This is a genomic window from Mesorhizobium sp. M7A.F.Ca.MR.176.00.0.0, assembly GCF_004023165.1.
GTDB lineage: Bacteria > Pseudomonadota > Alphaproteobacteria > Rhizobiales > Rhizobiaceae > Mesorhizobium.
In genome coordinates this window covers 17,281-34,300 of the sequence record NZ_RZTC01000066.1, presented here as the reverse complement: position 1 = coordinate 34,300, position 17,020 = coordinate 17,281, and the positions used below count along the sequence as shown (strand labels likewise).

At 62.0% G+C, this 17,020-nt stretch carries 24 protein-coding genes and 1 pseudogene; 14 read left to right on the top strand and 11 right to left on the bottom strand.

What is annotated here, in order from left to right; translation table 11 throughout:
* A pseudogene (locus EOB59_RS36520) lies at positions 1-205 on the bottom strand (hypothetical protein); the annotation flags it as partial.
* A 209-nt stretch (positions 206-414) separates the two neighbouring features.
* Positions 415-1,161: a 3-oxoacyl-ACP reductase family protein gene (locus tag EOB59_RS21345; RefSeq protein ID WP_127380162.1), complete on the bottom strand. Its 747-nt coding sequence runs from the start codon at positions 1,159-1,161 to the stop codon at positions 415-417.
* Positions 1,162-1,259: 98 nt separating this feature from the next.
* On the opposite strand from EOB59_RS21345, the gene EOB59_RS21340 reads away from it, so the two are divergent.
* Both EOB59_RS21340 and EOB59_RS21335 read left to right on the top strand, forming a co-directional pair.
* Positions 1,260-1,874: a TetR/AcrR family transcriptional regulator gene (locus EOB59_RS21340; protein WP_128289167.1), complete on the top strand. Its 615-nt coding sequence runs from the start codon at positions 1,260-1,262 to the stop codon at positions 1,872-1,874.
* A 54-nt stretch (positions 1,875-1,928) separates the two neighbouring features.
* Positions 1,929-2,324, top strand: coding sequence for a rhodanese-like domain-containing protein (locus EOB59_RS21335; protein ID WP_127270856.1), 396 nt, complete (start codon positions 1,929-1,931; stop codon positions 2,322-2,324).
* Between the two features lie 13 nt (positions 2,325-2,337).
* On the opposite strand, the gene EOB59_RS21330 is transcribed toward EOB59_RS21335, so the two are convergent.
* Positions 2,338-3,246 (bottom strand): alpha/beta hydrolase, encoded by a 909-nt coding sequence (locus EOB59_RS21330; protein WP_127270854.1) that lies wholly within the window; start codon positions 3,244-3,246, stop codon positions 2,338-2,340.
* 47 nt (positions 3,247-3,293) lie between these two features.
* Between EOB59_RS21330 and EOB59_RS21325 the strand changes: the two genes are divergently transcribed.
* Positions 3,294-3,746 carry a MarR family transcriptional regulator gene (locus EOB59_RS21325; protein WP_128289166.1) on the top strand — a complete coding sequence of 151 codons (453 nt, stop codon included), beginning with the start codon at positions 3,294-3,296 and terminating at the stop codon, positions 3,744-3,746.
* An 18-nt stretch (positions 3,747-3,764) separates the two neighbouring features.
* Here the strand turns inward: EOB59_RS21325 and EOB59_RS21320 are convergent, their stop codons facing one another.
* Entirely contained in the window at positions 3,765-4,376 is a 612-nt protein-coding gene (locus tag EOB59_RS21320; RefSeq protein WP_128289165.1) for a pyridoxamine 5'-phosphate oxidase family protein, read from the bottom strand.
* Positions 4,377-4,449: 73 nt separating this feature from the next.
* On the bottom strand, positions 4,450-4,803 hold the full coding sequence (locus EOB59_RS21315; RefSeq protein ID WP_127810416.1) for a DUF971 domain-containing protein: 354 nt from the start codon (positions 4,801-4,803) through the stop codon (positions 4,450-4,452).
* A 199-nt stretch (positions 4,804-5,002) separates the two neighbouring features.
* On the opposite strand from EOB59_RS21315, the gene moaA reads away from it, so the two are divergent.
* Positions 5,003-5,998 (top strand): GTP 3',8-cyclase MoaA, encoded by a 996-nt coding sequence (gene moaA, locus EOB59_RS21310; RefSeq protein ID WP_128289164.1) that lies wholly within the window; start codon positions 5,003-5,005, stop codon positions 5,996-5,998.
* A gap of 67 nt (positions 5,999-6,065) precedes the next feature.
* Here the strand turns inward: moaA and EOB59_RS35335 are convergent, their stop codons facing one another.
* Complete coding sequence (locus EOB59_RS35335) at positions 6,066-6,518, bottom strand: hypothetical protein (RefSeq protein ID WP_164895708.1); 453 nt, start codon at positions 6,516-6,518, stop codon at positions 6,066-6,068.
* Positions 6,519-6,639: 121 nt separating this feature from the next.
* Here EOB59_RS35335 and EOB59_RS21300 point away from each other — a divergent pair, with 121 nt between their 5' ends.
* The 10 genes from EOB59_RS21300 (at position 6,640) to EOB59_RS21255 (ending at position 14,284) form a co-directional block, all read left to right on the top strand.
* A complete protein-coding gene (locus EOB59_RS21300; protein WP_128289163.1) occupies positions 6,640-6,999 on the top strand; it encodes a hypothetical protein in 360 nt (119 codons plus the stop codon).
* A gap of 225 nt (positions 7,000-7,224) precedes the next feature.
* Positions 7,225-8,145 carry a DMT family transporter gene (locus tag EOB59_RS21295; RefSeq protein ID WP_128289162.1) on the top strand — a complete coding sequence of 307 codons (921 nt, stop codon included), beginning with the start codon at positions 7,225-7,227 and terminating at the stop codon, positions 8,143-8,145.
* Between the two features lie 55 nt (positions 8,146-8,200).
* Positions 8,201-8,827 carry a molybdenum cofactor guanylyltransferase MobA gene (gene mobA, locus EOB59_RS21290; RefSeq protein WP_128289161.1) on the top strand — a complete coding sequence of 209 codons (627 nt, stop codon included), beginning with the start codon at positions 8,201-8,203 and terminating at the stop codon, positions 8,825-8,827.
* The gene (mobB, locus tag EOB59_RS21285) at positions 8,824-9,333 is read left to right on the top strand and encodes a molybdopterin-guanine dinucleotide biosynthesis protein B (RefSeq protein ID WP_127269775.1); all 510 of its coding nucleotides are present in this window, start codon (positions 8,824-8,826) and stop codon (positions 9,331-9,333) included. The genes mobA and mobB overlap by 4 nt, the downstream gene beginning before the upstream one ends.
* A 157-nt stretch (positions 9,334-9,490) precedes the next feature.
* A complete protein-coding gene (locus EOB59_RS21280) occupies positions 9,491-10,276 on the top strand; it encodes an ABC transporter substrate-binding protein (RefSeq protein ID WP_128289160.1) in 786 nt (261 codons plus the stop codon).
* Positions 10,277-10,352: 76 nt separating this feature from the next.
* On the top strand, positions 10,353-11,072 hold the full coding sequence (locus EOB59_RS21275) for an ABC transporter permease (protein ID WP_127270845.1): 720 nt from the start codon (positions 10,353-10,355) through the stop codon (positions 11,070-11,072).
* On the top strand, positions 11,069-11,890 hold the full coding sequence (locus tag EOB59_RS21270) for an ABC transporter permease (RefSeq protein WP_128289159.1): 822 nt from the start codon (positions 11,069-11,071) through the stop codon (positions 11,888-11,890). The genes EOB59_RS21275 and EOB59_RS21270 overlap by 4 nt, the downstream gene beginning before the upstream one ends.
* A gap of 108 nt (positions 11,891-11,998) precedes the next feature.
* Entirely contained in the window at positions 11,999-12,868 is an 870-nt protein-coding gene (locus EOB59_RS21265) for an NAD(P)-dependent oxidoreductase (protein WP_127397788.1), read from the top strand.
* Between the two features lie 9 nt (positions 12,869-12,877).
* On the top strand, positions 12,878-13,582 hold the full coding sequence (locus EOB59_RS21260) for a DNA alkylation repair protein (RefSeq protein ID WP_128289158.1): 705 nt from the start codon (positions 12,878-12,880) through the stop codon (positions 13,580-13,582).
* Between the two features lie 45 nt (positions 13,583-13,627).
* Positions 13,628-14,284: a DUF3299 domain-containing protein gene (locus EOB59_RS21255; RefSeq protein ID WP_245481728.1), complete on the top strand. Its 657-nt coding sequence runs from the start codon at positions 13,628-13,630 to the stop codon at positions 14,282-14,284.
* Between the two features lie 20 nt (positions 14,285-14,304).
* Here the strand turns inward: EOB59_RS21255 and EOB59_RS21250 are convergent, their stop codons facing one another.
* The 5 genes from EOB59_RS21250 to EOB59_RS36515 all read right to left on the bottom strand — a co-directional run.
* Complete coding sequence (locus EOB59_RS21250) at positions 14,305-14,796, bottom strand: Lrp/AsnC family transcriptional regulator (protein ID WP_006205209.1); 492 nt, start codon at positions 14,794-14,796, stop codon at positions 14,305-14,307.
* Between the two features lie 109 nt (positions 14,797-14,905).
* The gene (locus tag EOB59_RS21245; protein ID WP_127810425.1) at positions 14,906-15,586 is read right to left on the bottom strand and encodes a uracil-DNA glycosylase family protein; all 681 of its coding nucleotides are present in this window, start codon (positions 15,584-15,586) and stop codon (positions 14,906-14,908) included.
* Positions 15,526-16,137: a glutathione S-transferase gene (locus EOB59_RS21240; RefSeq protein ID WP_127810426.1), complete on the bottom strand. Its 612-nt coding sequence runs from the start codon at positions 16,135-16,137 to the stop codon at positions 15,526-15,528. The genes EOB59_RS21245 and EOB59_RS21240 overlap by 61 nt, the downstream gene beginning before the upstream one ends.
* A gap of 43 nt (positions 16,138-16,180) precedes the next feature.
* Positions 16,181-16,801 carry a thermonuclease family protein gene (locus EOB59_RS21235; protein ID WP_128289157.1) on the bottom strand — a complete coding sequence of 207 codons (621 nt, stop codon included), beginning with the start codon at positions 16,799-16,801 and terminating at the stop codon, positions 16,181-16,183.
* Between the two features lie 15 nt (positions 16,802-16,816).
* A partial coding sequence (locus EOB59_RS36515; RefSeq protein ID WP_245486692.1) for a hypothetical protein occupies positions 16,817-17,020 on the bottom strand: 204 nt, incomplete at its 5' end.

Below are 17,020 nucleotides of genomic sequence, written 5' to 3'. Positions count from 1 at the left end.
CACCGCCACCGCTGGCCGGAGCCTTCGGCTTTGGTTTGTGCTTCGGTGGCGGGGGCGGAAACTCGCCTTTCGGCGCATGCTTTACGCCGCCGCCGAAAAGCATGTCGAACAGCCCCTGCGCGCCTGCCTGGGGTACACCGAAAGCCAGCGTTGCCGCGATCGCCACCAGCGGCATCACGGTTGCTTTGTTTCCGAGGAATTTCATGAATCACCCGCTCCGGCCGCAACCGGTTCCCGTTCCGCACGCTAGATCGTCCCGCTCACCGCATGGCGGATGTAAGGCGCGACTATACTGATTCATACCGATTTCGTTAAGCTTTCATAAATTTTGGAAAGCCTGTTGCAGAACGGTTTCACAAGATCGTGACGGCTGGAGCGGAGGGTTGTTCCGCCCCAGCCGGAAATCTCTCGGGATCAGGCGTTGGCGCCGCCATCGATGGTCAGGGCAGCGCCGGTGACGAAGCGGCCTTCAGGGCCTGCAAGCCAGGCGACCATACCGGCAATGTCATCGGCCTTGCCGAAACGCGGTGTTGCCATTTTCCGGCGCTGATGCTCGGCATGCGGGCCGTCGGCCGGGTTCATGTCGGTGTCGGTCGAACCGGGATGGACGACGTTGGCGGTGATGCCGCGCGGGCCGAGGTCACGCGCCAGCGCCTTGGTCAGGCCGACCAGCGCCGCCTTGCTGGCCGAATAGGCCGTGAGGCTGCCGTCGGTCGCCCTCTCGGCAAGGTTGCTGCCGATCGAGATGATGCTGCCGCCCTCACCCATATGCACGGCCGCCGCCTTCGAGGCGATGAATGGAGCCCGGAGATTGACCTCCATGGTCTCGTCGAAATCTGCGAGCGACAGCGTGTCGATGGGGGCGGCCCGCCAGATGCCGGCGCTGTTGACCAGGATGTCGAGCCGGCCGAAGGCGGTCACTGCGTCATCGACGGCCTTGTCTATGGCCACCGCATCGCGGTTGTCGGCCTTGATCGCGATGGCGCGGCCGCCCTTGGCCTCGATTTCGGCGACAACCGAGCGGGCCTGCTCCTCGCCATGCACATAAGTCAGCGCGACACTGGCGCCGTCGGCCGCGAGCCGTCGCGCAATCGCCGCACCGATGCCGCGACTGCCGCCGGTGACGAGCGCGGCCTTGCCGCCCAGTTGGTTGGATGACATCGATTTCTCCTTTTGTAACGATCGATACATAAATACCTGTCAGCCTTGCCCGTCGGCGTCAACTTAATTATGTATCGATCAACACAGAAAAGAGCATCATGTCGGAACGAGGCCGCCCCCGCACTTTCGATCGAACCGCAGCCCTGCGCCGCGCGATGGAGGTGTTCTGGGCCCGTGGTTACGAAGGCGCATCGATGAGCGAGCTGACCGCCGCCATGGGCATCAACTCGCCCAGCCTCTACGCTGCCTTCGGCAGCAAGGAGGCGCTGTTCCTGGAGGCGACGGATTTTTACTCGCACACCGAGGGTGCCGACATCTGGCTGGCGCTGGAGGAAGCTCCGACCGCGCGGCAGGCGATCGAACAATTCCTGAGCCTGACGGCGAGGGCCTATGCGCAGAGCGATCGTCCGCAAGGCTGCCTGATCACGCTGGGCGCACTGCATCAGGATTCGAGCCGCGGCGCCATCTGCGACGACCTGCGCCGTCGTCGCGCCGAAAACCACACCGCACTGCAGAAGCGTCTGGAGCGCGGCGTTGCCGAAGGCGAATTGCCGACGGATTTCGATGCGAGCGCCGCCGCGACCTTCTTCGCCACGGTCCAGCACGGCATGTCGATCCAGGCGCGCGACGGCGCCTCGCATAATGCCCTGCTGGCGACGGTAGCCGGGGCCATGGCGGCCTGGAGGACGCTGGCCGGCGGCAGCGCGGCGTGACAAACGCCGGCTGGTGTGCTCGAAATCCGCCAGCAAGGCGGGAGGGATGAGAGCGTGAAAAAGGGTTATCGCGAGCTGCTGGACGAGGCGAACGCCGTGATCGAGGTGGTTTCGCCGGAGGAGGCGGCCGGGCTGATCGACGATGAAGACACCATCTTCGTCGATCTGCGCGATCCACGCGAAGTGGAACGCGACGGCAAGATTCCCGGCGCCAAGCATGTCACGCGCGGCATGCTGGAGTTCTGGATCGACCCCGAAAGCCCTTACCACAAGCCCTTCTTCGCCTCGGGCAAGAACTTCGTGTTCTTCTGCGCCGGCGGCTGGCGCTCGGCGCTGGCCACAAAGACGGCGCAGGACATGGGGCTTTCGCCGGTCAAGCACATCCTTGGCGGCTACACCGCCTGGAAGGCCGCCGGACTGCCGGTCGAACCCGGCGAGAAGAAGAAATAATCTCGACCGCCGCTCAGTGCAGCAGCAATGGCTCGCGATTCGCCACGAAGCCAACCGCGCGTTCGACCACGCCCTTGTCGGCGAGAATGCGGCGGTGGCCGAGCCCGTCGGCCCAGTAGAGCCGCACATGGCCGCCGGCGCCGGCATAGCGCCTTGCATGATCGGCCGAGACTTCGCGGTCGTCCTGCGCATGGATGACCAGGGTCGGCACCGGCGCCTGGGCGAGCTGACGGTCGCCGGTGAATTCGTGCAGGGGGCGGCCGGAAAGATGCTCGACCCGGTCCGCCATGGCGGCTTGCGAGCGCGGGCCGACATTGAGCATGCGGCTGAAGTCGGCAAAGATCGCCGGCAGGGAACTTGGCGCCGCGATCAGCACCAGGCGTCCGGCCGCCAGTGGCGGGATGTTCTTGACCGAACCGGCGATGGCGTTGGCGGCGACGGCGCCGCCGAAGGAATGGCCGACCGCCGCCACGAAGGGGCCGAACCATTCGCCGGCAACCCGCACCGCATCCACCGCATTGACCATGTTCAGGCGCCGGCCCTGCGACTGGCCGTGGCCGGGCAGGTCAAGCGAAACGACCCGGTGGCCGGCGGCGCGATAACCTTCTATCAAGGCGCGCATATATTCGGTGCGCGAGCGCCAGCCATGGACGACGAGCACCGTGCCGGCGGCCGCCCTGCCCGGCTCCGGGCGGAACTCGTGCACCATGACGCAGCCGGTCGCGGTCTTCAGCCGGTGATGACGCGCCTCGGTCATGAACCCGGCCGCACGGTCGACAGCACGGCGCTCGCCATCGCTGAGCGCCTTGACATTCGGGGTGCGGCAGAACAATTCGAACGCCGCGCGTCCGCTAAGCCGCGGCGCGACACGCTCTGCCGCACCGAACACGCCCCGGATGACCTTCAGCCCGAATGATGCCATAGTGAAAATCCATCCATACGTTCAAGCATGAACATAATAGTTCAAAGATGAACAATAAACAAGAGCTGCCTTGGGATAACCCGCGTTTCCGCAACTGGGTCGCGGTGGCGCGCGCCTGTCATTTGCTGGAGCGCACGCTGGCGGTAAAGCTTGCGCCGCTCGATTTGAAACCGGCGCAGCTCGACGTGCTGATGAACCTCTATCGCCACCCCGGCATGTCGCAGCACGATCTTGCCCGCAAGCTGCTCGTCGGCCGTTCCAACATCACCATGCTTTTGCCGCAGCTGGAAGCGCGTGGCCTGCTGCTCCGCGAAGGCGACGAGAAGGACAAGCGCATCCTGCGGCTTGCCCTCACCGAGGCTGGCGAGGCGCTGTTGATGCAGGCGCTGAAAGTGCATATGGCGCTGATCGAGAAGGCGATGAGCCAGTCGACGCCGGAGCAATGCGACATGATCGGCGAGCAGATGCGCAAGATCTATGATGTGCTGAAAGAGGCGTGACGGCCTTTCAGCCCGGACCTACCACATCGTCTTCTTCGCCCGTTCCGGCCATTCCTTGTCGTAGGTCTCGCCGTCGATGTTCCTGCGGCTGGTGATTTCCAGGATCTGTCCGGGCGTCGGCAGCGACTTCGGGTCGACGTGCCTTGCTGCGTTCCAGAGCTCGGAGCGGACGATGGCCCGGGCGCATTGGAAATAGACCGAGTCGATATCGATGACGGTCACCGATCGAGCCGCCTTGCCTTCCACCGTGAATGACGCGCACAGCGCTGTATCCGTTGTAACATGAGCGCGGCCATTGATGCGCAGCGTCGTGCCCGAACCAGGTACCAGGAACAGCAGCCCAACACGTGGGTCGCGGATAATGTTTTTCAGCGAATCGGCGCGGTTGTTGCCGCGACGGTCCGGCATCATCAGGGTTTTCGGATCATGGATGCGCACAAAGCCGGCGAGATCGCCGCGCGGCGAGCAATCAAGCCCCTCCGGCCCGCTGGTCGCCAGCGCGACAAAGGGCGAGGCTTCGATAAAGGCGGCATATTCGGGAATGATTTGGTCGAGTTCCTTGACCAGCGAGGCCTCGCCTGGAACCCCATAGAGCGCCTCGAGCTGCTCGACCGTGGTGATGACGGACATGTTTTCGCCTCCGAACCTTTGCCGGCGCTACGCCATCTCGATGACGTTTTGACGACAGCGAGGGGAATCAATTTTAGCGGTCCCGGCTCAGGCCCTTTTCCGCAAGCTCCGCGAGATAGGCTTCCCAGCGCGCATCCTTCTCGTGGCCGAGCGCATGCAGGTAATTCCAGGTGAAGATGCCGGTGTCGTGGAAATCGTCGAAGGTGATGCGCACGGCGTAGTTGCCGACTGGCTCGATCTTGAGGATTGCCACATTGCGCTTGCCGGGGACCGTCACCCGCTGATCCGGCGAATGGCCTTGCACTTCGGCCGATGGCGAGGCGACGCGCAGCAGTTCCGCCGGTAATTCGAATGGATGGTGGTCGGGAAAGGTGACGGACAGAAGTTTGCGGTCCTTGGAGACCCTGAGCTCTTTCGGTGCGGTCATGCTGTTCGATCCCGTCTCATCCGCCCTTCCCTACGCCGCTTCGCCAAACGGGAAAAGGCCTGATGAGACCGACCGACATGCGATGTCGGCTGAGAGATGTTACCAAAGATCGAGAGGCGCTATCTTGAATGGCAGGCCGGATCGTATCACATAGCGGTATATAACGAAGCCGTTCACGGCCACAGGAAGCGCTTGAAGCATGGACATGATTGATCCTTTCGGCCGCACGATCAGCTATCTCCGCGTGTCGGTCACCGACCGCTGCGATTTCCGCTGCACCTATTGCATGGCCGAGGACATGGCCTTCCTGCCGAAGAAGGACCTGCTGTCGCTGGAAGAGCTCGACCGGCTGTGCACGGTTTTCATCGAAAAGGGCGTCAGGCGATTGCGCCTGACCGGCGGTGAGCCGCTGGTGCGCAAGAACATCATGCATCTGGTGCGCCAGCTCTCGCGGCATCTCGCCAGCGGCGCGCTGGAAGAGCTGACGCTGACCACCAACGGCTCGCAGCTGTCGCGTTTTGCCGCCGAACTCGCCGATTGCGGCGTCAAGCGCATCAACGTGTCGCTCGATACGCTCGATGCCGACAAGTTCCACAATATCACCCGCTGGGGCCATCTCGACAAGGTCATGCAAGGCATCGATGCCGCGCAGGCGGCGGGGCTGAAGGTCAAGCTCAACGCGGTGGCATTGAAGGATTTCAACGACGCCGAGCTGCCCGAGATGATGCGCTGGGCGCATGGCCGCGGCATGGACCTGACGGTCATCGAAACCATGCCGATGGGCGAGATCGATGCCGACCGCACCGACCAGTATCTGCCGCTGTCGCTGCTGCGCGCGTCGCTGGAACGCCAGTTCACGCTGACCGACATTCCCTTCAAGACCGGCGGCCCGGCCCGCTATGTCCAGGTCGCAGAGACTGGCGGACGGCTCGGCTTCATCACGCCGATGACGCATAATTTCTGCGAAAGCTGCAACCGCGTCCGGCTGACCTGCACCGGCACCCTCTATATGTGCCTGGGCCAGGAAGATGCCGCCGACCTGCGCGCGCCCTTGCGCGCCTCCGAAGGCAACGAGCTGGTCGCCGATGCAATAGACGAAGCCATCGGCCGCAAGCCCAAGGGCCACGACTTCATCATCGACCGCCGCACCAGCCGCCCATCGGTGTCACGCCATATGAGCGTCACCGGCGGCTGATCTTTTCGTGAAATTCATGCAAGATCGCTTCGGATCATGACTCGAGGCGAGCATGCGGCTGCACTCTTCATTCCTGGCGATTGCGACAATGGCAGCAAGCAGTGCGGTCGCCGCGCCGTTCACTTATGTGAACGAGCGCTTCGGCACCGTCTGCACCTTTCCCGACGAGATCTTCACCGATCGCCAGCCGGAGCCCGATAATGGCGACGGACAGCAATGGCTGAGCGCCGATGGCGCCAGCCTGATCTGCTCCGGCATCCTCAACATAGACAACGATACGCCGAAGGGCTTTGTGGCGGCCGAGAAGGCCAGCGATGAAGCCGGCTACAAGGTGACCTATGGCAAGGCCGGCAGCGATTGGGCGGTGCTGTCGGGCGTTAAGGATGGAAAGATGTTTTACGAGCGACGTCTGTTTGGGAGAGACGGTATCATCCGCACGGTCTGGGTCGACTACCCTCCGGCCCTGAAGTCGAAATACGACCCGCTGGTCGGCGCCATTGCCGGCAGTCTCAAGGGCCATGAAAGTTTCGGACCACACCCCAGAAAAAGTCTTGTTCGCGAACCGCAGCCGGATTTACGGCTAGCTTGTTCCAGCCTAGCCTTCCCTGGAAGCGGATCTTCGCTCACAGGGGGAATACACCATGCGCAAACTCGTTCTTTCTCTAGCCTTGCTTGGTCTCGCGGCCGTGCCCGCTGCGGCACAGTCGATCGGCGGCACTTATGCGGTCGCCGGCACCAACTTCGACGGCTCTGCCTATGGCGGCGAGGCAACCATCACGCTGACCAGCGGGACGACCTGCGCGATCCATTGGGAAACCGGTGGCTCATCTTCCGACGGCATCTGCATGCGCAACGATGATGCCTTCTCGGCCGGCTATGTCATGGGCAAGGATATCGGCCTCGTCGTCTACAAGATGACGGACGACGGCTCGTTGCATGGTCTGTGGACCATCGCCGGCAAGGAAGGCAATGGCACCGAGGTGCTGACGCCGAAGAAGTAAGTTCTGCCGCCATTGCAGGTGATCTTCTGAGCCACAAACAAGGCTGTGGCCCAGCCCTTTGCTGTTGCTGTTTCACGCCCGGCTGTTACAGGCTTGCTGCCTAAAGCGCGTCGCGTTTGAACGGATTCAGGCGACGCGCTTTAGGTCTTTGTTTCTTATGCGTGTCGTTTCCCCAAAACCGAGGTCACTTTTGGGCGACATGCATTAGCAGAACCGGTAGCCGTCTTGCCCCTGTCACCAAATATTCGCGGCGCGTTGTTCATGATGGTGGCGATGGCCGGCTTCTGCCTCAACGATGCCATCACCAAATACTCGTCACAATCGATGAACATGGCGCAGGTCATGTTGATCCGTGGGGCTTTCGCTTCGCTTTTCGTCGGCTTGCTCGCCTGGCAGCGCGGCGCTCTCGCCCGCCCGGGCTCGATGCTGCAGCCTCTGGTCGCCTTGCGCGTGATCAGCGAGGCCGGCGCAACGGTGAGTTTCCTCGTCGCCCTCGCCCATTTGCCGATCGCCGATGTTTCGGCGGTGCTGCAGGCGCTGCCACTGGCGGTGACGATGGGGGCCGCACTCGTCTTTAGCGAGGCTGTCGGCTGGCGGCGCTGGCTGGCCATCGCCATCGGATTTGCCGGTGTGCTGATTATCGTGCGGCCCGGCTTTGAAGGGTTCAGCATCTACTCGCTGGCGGCGCTGGCCAGCGTCGCCTGTTGTGCGGTGCGCGATCTCGCCACCAAGCAGATTCCCAAGGCCATTCCGACATTGCTGGTGTCGACGGCGACCGCGCTTGCCATGACAATCGTCGGTGCGGCGCTGTTGCCGGCAATGGGCGGCTGGACGCCGATGACGGGGGACAGCACAGCCCTGCTGGCTCTGGCCGCGGTGCTGGTGGTGATCGGCTACCAGTTCATCATCATGGCGATGCGGGCGGGCGACATCTCCTTCATCGCGCCGTTCCGCTATACCGCCCTGATCTGGTCAATCCTGCTTGGCCTTTTCATCTTTGCCGATATCCCCGATCCGCCGATGATCGTCGGCGCCACCATCATCATCGGCTCCGGCCTTTATGCGCTCTACCGCGAGCGTGTGGTCGGCCGGCGAAAGATCGTCGCCGAAAGCACGGGGCCGACAATGGTGCCTGACGGAATCTAGCCAGATCATTGAAGGTTCTTGTGATTTCCGACGGCTGGCGTACAGGCTTCGTGGCATGAAGCGAGACATTGCGGGGATCATCCTGGCCGGTGGCCAGTCGAGACGGATGGGCGGTGGCGACAAGAGCCTGTTGCCGCTTGGCGATGGCTGCCTGCTTGACCAGGTCGTGTCGCGCTTCACCCCGCAAATAGAATCGCTGGCGCTCAGCGCCAATGGCGCCCCTGCGCGATTCCTGCGCTTTGGACTGCCGGTGCTTGCCGACAGCGTGCCCGGCTTTGCCGGGCCGCTCGCCGGAATCCTGACCGGCCTCGAATGGGCCGCGGCCAATACGTCTTGCAAAGCGATCGTCAGTGCTGCCGGCGACACGCCTTTCCTGCCGTTGAACCTTGTCGAGCGCCTGGCAGCGGCCGCCGATCGAAGTCCCAGTTCGATTGCCGTAGCCTGCTCGGCCGGCAAGCGGCACCCGACCTTCGCGCTCTGGCCGCTCGGCTGCCGCGATGCCTTGCGGCACTTTCTGGTCGACGAGGATATCAGGCGGGTTTCGGCTTTCATCGACCGGCACGGTTTTGTCGAGGTGGAATTCCCGGTTCTGCAATCGGCGGGGATCGACCCTTTCTTCAACATCAACGAACCGGACGATCTTGTGTTTGCCGAGCGTCTGTTGCAGAGCATCAAGCCATGAACAGACGCGTCTTCGGCATCACCGGCTGGAAGAATTCCGGCAAGACGACTTTGACCGAAAGGCTGGTCACCGAACTTGTCCGGCGCGGCTGGAAGGTGTCGACGGTGAAACACGCCCATCATGATTTCGACATCGACAAACCGGGTGCCGACAGTTTTCGCCACCGGCAGGCCGGCGCCACCGAAGTCGCGATCGTCTCCGGCGTTCGCTGGGCACTGATGCACGAGCTGCGCGGCGAGGATGAGCCGACATTGGAGACTGTCCTGTCGCGGCTTGCCCCTTGCGACCTGGTGCTGGTCGAGGGCTACAAGCGCGAAGCCCACGACAAGATCGAAACCCGCCGGCTGGATGCGAAGGACCGCACGCCGCTTTCGGCGGAGGATCCCAACATCGTCGCTGTCGCAGCCGATTTTGCGATTGAAGGCGAGCAGCTGCCGGTATTCGATCTCGACGATGCAAAATCGATAGCCGACTTCATCGAGCGCACCACCGGGCTCGTTGCTTGAGCGCTGACGCAACGGCAGAATAGCCTTGCCCATTTTTACGGTTTTGCAGTTGCTTTTTTCTTGGAAAGAGTGGGAGTATCGCGCCAGCGGGCGGTCAAAAGCACCGCCCCACAGAGCCGTTCGGAACGACGGCCGGGACCATAAAGAGAGGACCATCATGCGTATTTCACTGCGTATCGCGCTTGCCGCATCGGCCGCGCTGCTGACGCTCGGCGTCGCCCAGGCCCAGGAAAAGACCCTGAGGATCGGCACCGAAGGCGCCTACCCGCCATTTAACAATTTGACCGCCGACGGACAGCTCGTTGGCTTCGACATCGACATCGCCAAGGCGCTTTGTGACGAGATGAAGGTCAAGTGCACCTTCGTCGCCCAGGATTGGGACGGCATCATTCCAGCCCTCCAGGCCGGCAAGTTCGATGCCATCGTCGCCTCGATGTCGATCACGCCCGAGCGCAAGGAAAAGGTCGACTTCTCGAACAAATACTACAACACGCCGTCGGCGCTCGCGGTGCCGAAAGACTCGACGCTGAAAGGCGTGACCAAGGAAGATCTCGCCGGCAAGACCATCGGCGTCGCCACCACCACCACGCATTTCAACTATGCCTCGAAGACCTACACCGACAGCACCGTCAAGGGTTATCCGAGCAGCCCCGAGGAGCAGGCCGATCTTGCCAATGGGCGTCTCGACGCCATCCAGGACGATATCGTCGTGCTGCAGCAGTTTCTGGATTCGCCTGATGGCGCCTGCTGCAAGATCCTTGGCCAGCCGTCGCCGCAGCCGGTCGAGATATTCGGGCCGGGCGCCGGCATTGCCGTGCGCAAGGGCGAGACCGACCTGGTCAACAAGCTCAATTCGGCCATCGACGCCATCCGCGCCAATGGAAAATACAAGGAAATCAACGACAAGTACTTCAAGTTCGACGTCTACGGCGCCGAGTCCTGATAAAGGTCAAGACGGCGGGAATTTCCCCGCCGTCTTTCTATTCATCTCAGGAATGCCGTGGAGATAAGACCGGTCGATGCCAGCCCAGAGCATATGGACACTTCTCAGTTGGGGACCCGAAGGCTGGCTTGACGATATTGCCTATGGCGCACTGATCACCATTGCGCTTGCGCTTGCCACGCTGCCCATCGGATTGACGATCGGCTTTTTCATCGCCCTCGCCAAGCAGTCCGAAGAACCCTCGCTGCGCCTTGCCGCCAACATCTACACCACGGTCTTTCGCGGCCTGCCGGAACTGGTGACGCTTTTCCTGTTCTTCTTCGGCATGCCGATCCTGCTGCAGCATCTCGTCAGGTATTTCCGGCCGGACACCACCATCGACGTCAACAGCTTCGTCGCCGGCATGATCGTGCTTGCGCTGATCTTCTCGTCCTATGCCAGCGAGGTTTTTCTTTCCGCCTTCCGCGCCATTCCCAAAGGCCAGTATGAAGGCGGCTATGCCATTGGTCTTTCGAACTGGCTGACCATGCGCAAGGTGATCGTGCCGCAGCTGCTGCGCATCGCGTTCCCCGGCCTGGAGAACTGCTGGCTCAGCCTGCTCAAGGACACATCGCTGGTGTCGGTCGTCGGCCTGGCCGAGACGCTGCGTAACGCTAGCATTGCCGCCCGCGTCACCAAGCATGCTTTCCTGTTCTTCGGTGTCGCCTCGCTGGTGTTTCTTGGCCTGGCCGTCCTGTCGTCCTTCGCCACCAGCGCTATTCTGCGCTCGCTTGGCCGGCAGGAGGCGCAGCGATGAGCGCCACGGCCACAATGGTCGAACGTCCGCCGCCACGGGCGCGCGGCTGGCCGCGCAGGCGTATCGCCGGTTACGCGCTGGTCTGCCTATGGATTTTGTTCGGCATTGGCATCGTCAGCTATCTCTTCCTTGCCTGGAATCCCGCTTTCTTCGCCAAATATGCGCCCGCCTATTTGAGCGGGCTTGGGGTTACGCTCGCGCTGGTTTCTATATCGATGGTGCTCGGCGCGATTCTGTCGGTGCCCGTCGCTTATGGGCGCATGTCCAAGAACCGGATCCTGTCCGGCCTCGCCTATTGCTACGTCTATTTCTTCCGCGGCACGCCGCGGCTGGTGCAGACTTATCTCGTCTATTACGGATTGGGCTCGTTCAGGGTCGAGCTCCAGTCGATCGGCCTCTGGGACTTTTTCAAGGACGCATTCAATTGCGGCGTCTTTGCCTTTGCGCTCAACACCGCCGCCTATCAGGCCGAGATTCTGCGCGGCGCCATCGAGAGCGTGCCAAGAGGGCAATGGGAAGGGGCGGCATCGCTTGGCCTGCACAAACTGCAAACCTTGCGCAAGATCATCCTGCCGCAAGCCTTGATCGTCGCCTTGCGGCCCTATGGCAACGAACTGATCCTGATGGTCAAGGCTTCCGCCATCGTCGCCATCATCACGGTCTATGATCTGATGGGCAATGCCAAGCTCGCCTTCGCCAACTCGTTCGACATCCAGGCCTATATCTGGGTCGCGCTCGTCTATCTGGTGATGGTCGAGATATTGCGTCATGGAGTCGAATGGATCGAGCGCCGGATCACCGTTCACCTGAAACGCTGACTATTTTCAAATTCAGCTGCACCAGTCGATCCTGCCCTGCGCATCTTGACGAATTGCGCGCAGAGCCTAGACGTCTCGCAGCAAATTCCGTTTCTGAAGGGCAAGCTCATGGCATCTGTTGCATTTCTCGGTCTTGGCGTGATGGGCTATCCGATGGCCGGGCACTTGAAGAACAAGGGCGGCCATGACGTCACCGTCTACAACCGCACCAAGGCCAAGGCCGAGCAATGGGTTGGCCGGCATGGCGGTAGCCTTGCGGCGACGCCAGCACAGGCCGCCGAAGGCAAGGATTTTGTCTTCTCCTGTGTCGGCAATGACGACGATTTGCGTTCGGTGACGACCGGTCCGGAAGGCGCCTTCAAATCGATGAAGAAGGGTTCGGTCTTCATCGACAACACCACGGCCTCGGCCGAGGTCGCTCGCGAGCTGGCGGCGGCGGCGCAAGTCGGTGGTTTTTCGTTTCTCGACGCGCCGGTCTCGGGCGGCCAGGCCGGCGCCGAGAACGGCGTGCTGACCGTCATGGTCGGCGGCGAGCAGGACGCTTTCGACAGAGCGAAGCCTGTCATCGACGCTTTTGCCCGCATGGTCGGCTTGATGGGGTCGGCCGGTGCCGGCCAGCTCACCAAGATGATCAACCAGATCACCATCGCCGGTCTCGTCCAGGGCCTGGCCGAAGGCATCCATTTTGGCAAGAAGGCCGGGCTCGACATCGAGAAGGTGATCGAGGTGATTTCCAAGGGCGCCGCGGGCTCCTGGCAGATGGAGAACCGCCACAAGACGATGAACGCCGGCAAATATGATTTCGGCTTCGCCGTCGACTGGATGCGCAAGGATCTCGGCATCTGCCTGGCCGAGGCCGATCGCAATGGCGCCAGACTGCCGGTCACCGCACTCGTCGACCAGTTCTACAAGGATGTGCAGGCGATGGGTGGCAAGCGCTGGGACACGTCCTCGCTGCTCGCCCGTCTCGAGAAATAGGTTTCTGCGGTGGCAGAGCTTTCGCCTCAGTCAAGTGTCGCGGAAATCGTCGCCCATCTGCGCGCTATCGGATCGGAGGAGAACCGCCTCGGCATGTTGCGCTACGGCATCAAGATCGACCGTGCACTTGGTATCACGCACGGCATGCAGCGGCAGATCGCCAGGAAGATCAAACGCAACCACGAGCGCGCCTTCGAGCTATGGGACACCGGCATCATGGAGGCGCAGTTCATCGCCTCCGTCACGGCTGACCCGAAACGGTTTTCTGCTGAAGATGCAAGACGATGGGCGGCTAGTTTCGACTCCTGGGACATCGTCGACGGCGTCTCCGATCTCTTTGTCGATACGGACGCCTGGAAAGAACTGATCGCCGAGTTTGCGGCCGATGAGCGGGAGTTCGTTCGGCGCACGGCCTTCGCCATGATGGCCTGGTCCGTCGTCCACCGGAAGAAGGAGCCAGGGGCGACCTTCCTCTCCTTCCTGCCGATCCTCGAAACGCATGCGAACGACAGCCGCAATTTCGTGAAGAAGGCCGTGAACTGGGCGCTTCGGTCGATCGGCAAACGATCGATGGACATGCACGGCGCTGCCCTGGCTGTCGCCGAACGGCTGGCGCAGTCGGCTGACAAGACGGCGCGCTGGATCGGCAAGGACGCCCTAAGGGAGTTGACCAATGCAAAGACGCTCGCGCGGATCGCCGCCAGGAAAGGCTGACGGCGCGGGATTCCGCTTTCCGGCATGTCTGGATCTCGTCGCCTTATGGTGCGGCTGCCGACATGTGATGCGGCGGGAGCGTTGACGTCATTGGCAGCGGCGTCTTTACTCCAGATTCAAAGGAAGCGGCCAATGAGCAATCCTCTAAAGTCAACCCTGGCGCTCGCTGCCTCTTTGTTTGTGTCCGCGGCCACCGATGCCTCGGCCGAGACCGCGCACATATTCTGGAAGGATCTGCGTCCGGCTACGCAATCCGCCGCCGAAAACGTCGGGCTGCCGATGATCGCGGAAAAATTGCCCGACCATGGCGAGACGCTGTCCCTCAACCTGCAGGACAAAAGCATTCAGCTAGCCGGCTACGCATTGCCGGTCGATCGCGATGGCGATCTCGTCTATCAGTTCCTGCTGGTGCCCTGGACGGGTGCGTGCAGCCACATGCCGACGCCCCCGCCCAACCAGATTGTCTTGGTCACGCCGGCCCGTCCCTACAAAATGTCCGAGGCGTATCAGCCTGTCGCGGTCACCGGCGCGCTGAAGCCGGACATGGAGAAGAGCCAGCTGTTCATCCTCGACGGCGTCAGCGTCATCCAGTCTGGCTACAGCGTCCGCAAGGCAGATGTGGTCGCTGTCGGCAGCGTGCCGGACACCGTCACCCTGCCGGTCAATTCTCCCTGGAGTTTCCTCAACAAAAAGAAGAACTAAGCAGGACAACCTGCTGCAGTTCAGGCGGCGTTGGCACCCGATTCCTTGTCCAGCACCATGTAGTCGAGCGGGATTTCGGTCGTGTACTTGATCTGCTCCATGGCGAAGGATGATGAAACGTCACGGATTTCGATCTTGGCGATCAGCCGCTTGTAGAAGGCGTCATAGGCCGCGATGTCGGGCACCACGACGCGCAGGAGATAGTCGACGTCGCCGCTCATGCGGTAGAACTCGACCACCTCGGGAAACTCCTGGATGACTTCCGAGAAACGCCGCAGCCATTCATGGCTATGCGAATTGGTGCGGATCGACACGAAGACGGTGACGCGCACATTGACCTTTTCATGGTCGAGAATGGCAACGCGCCGCTTGATGACGCCCTCCTCCTCGAGCTTCTGGATGCGCCTCCAGCAAGGCGTCGTCGACAGCCCGACTTTCTTGGCGACGTCGGCGACCGCGAGTGTCGCGTCCTCCTGCAAGAGGCGGAGGATTTTTCTATCGAGGCGATCCATATTTTGCTCCCCAGGGGAATAGATTGGCTATACTCCCCCTTATTTCGACCTTTCACAAGAAAGAAATTCTGCCAATTGACGGAAAAGCGAGTGATTTCTTGCTGAAAGATCATCTGAGGCGATAGCGGATTTCCGAACGCAGAAAAGGCAGCAAATCCATTTCAAACCATGGATTCTTCTTCAGCCAGCCGGTGTTGCGCCACGAGGGATGCGGCAGCGGCAGCACTTTGGGACCGACGGAATTCTCCCAGATGGAGCGCCAGTCCATGACCGTTTCCGTCAGTGAGGGCCGGCGCGCCGCACCCATGTGCCAGGACTGCGCATAGATGCCGATCGTCAGCACGAGATCGATCCGTGGCATCGAGGCCATCAATGGCGCGCGCCAGGCCGGCGCGCATTCGCGCCTCGGCGGCAGGTCTCCCCCCTTGGCATCCTGGCCGGGAAAGCAGAAACCCATCGGCACGATGGCGAATTTTTCGATGTCGTAGAATTCGTCGCTCGTCACGCCAAGCCAACTGCGCAAGCGATCGCCGGAGGCGTCGGTGAACGGCATGCCCGACAGATGCACCTTGGTCCCCGGCGCCTGGCTGGCGATCAGGATACGGGCGCTGGACGATGGGCGCAGCACAGGTCGCGGCTCATGCGGCAACGGCTTACCGGCCGGATTTTCCACGCAGATGCGACAGGCGCGGACCTTGGCGACGAGGTTTTCGAGTTCGGCAGTCATTCTCAGGCTGATGCGCTCGGCCGGCTGGAGACGGCCTGATGCCAGCGCAACACATTCGCGCAATCATCCGGCACCTTGATGCGTGCCGGCTTCATGAAGTCCACAGCGATCAGGCCGGTGATGTCGGCGATCGAATAGCTGTCACCGGCGATGAACTCCCGGCTGCCCAGTTCTCCATCCAGCAGCCTAAGGAACGCCACGGCCTTCGGCTTGTTGGCCTCGCCCCATTCCGAGACCTGCGGGATTTCCCATTCCTTCATGGCCGGATGGGTGTGCCGGAAGGCCTGCGTGACGCAGCTGAGCAAATTGAATTCCATCCGCCTCTGCCACATCTCGACCTGCGCCCTGCCGAGTGCGCCACGCCCGAACAGGGCCGGTTCGGGATGCAGTTCCTCGAAATAACGGCAGATGGCGACGGATTCCGTGATGACGGTGCCGTCGTCGAGTTCCAGCACCGGCAGGCGCTGCAAGGGATTGCGCGAGCTGACCGCCTGTTGCCTGTGTTCCAGCGCCCCCATGTCGATGGGCACCTGTGGAACTTCGATGCCTTTCTCGGCCAGGAAAACGCGGACCCGCCTTGGGTTGGGCGCCCGGCCACCGTCGAAGAGTTTCATTCCATCCTCCTGTTCGTTCTCGGTTCGGCTTTCAGGACGCGCATCACCAGAAGCGAAAAATCTCGCGCACGGCATCGCCGATCGACACCAGTGTGCCGTGCTTCTTCTCGACGACTTCGCCGTGATGGCTGTCTCGCCAATCCTGCGGCTGATCGAACGTTCCCGCCCAGATGCCGGCCTTTCCCGCCCGGGCGACGGCCTCCTCGCTCTCGAAGTCGCCATAGGCAACCGCCCAGCCCGCCTCGACCTGCGCGCGGTTGAGATCCTTGCCGCCGGCGGTGCAGTCGCCGAGCAGCCGGCCATAACGATCACGCTGCCAGCCGGTACAGGAGACGGGCTTGCCGGCGATCAGGCGAACCAGCGACTGGCGCGCAAGCGTGCCGCAGGAATAGTCAGTACCGTTCTTGCGGCAGGTCTGCGTATATTCCGGAGCATCGATGCCGCGCATGCGGATACGCTCAGTGCCTAGCGTGATCGAATCGCCGTCGTTGATGATTGCCAGGCCCTGTGTCTTGCGTGTCTCCACCCGGTCGAGGCGGGCCGCCAGCAGGATCAGCAGTCCGAGGATGATGACGGCAAGCCCGTAATCCACCAGCCGGCGCCACAGGCTTCTGGGGCGCGCAACGTATCTCCGGCGCGGTCTTGGCGACCATGAGCGGCTCATATGGCAAACGGTTGGTTAATCATTCGAACGTAGCTTAACACTTGGAAACCGCTGCTCGCATAAATTGAAGTTTTGATGCCCTTGCAACGCTCGAACACAGCGGACAAGTTCATTGTGGACCGCAGGAAACCTCATCGCAACAGCGATGTGGCGCGCGCGGTGCGCAAGACGCGTGACCGTCTTGCGCAGCAGGCCGGCAATCCCGATTTCGATCGTGAA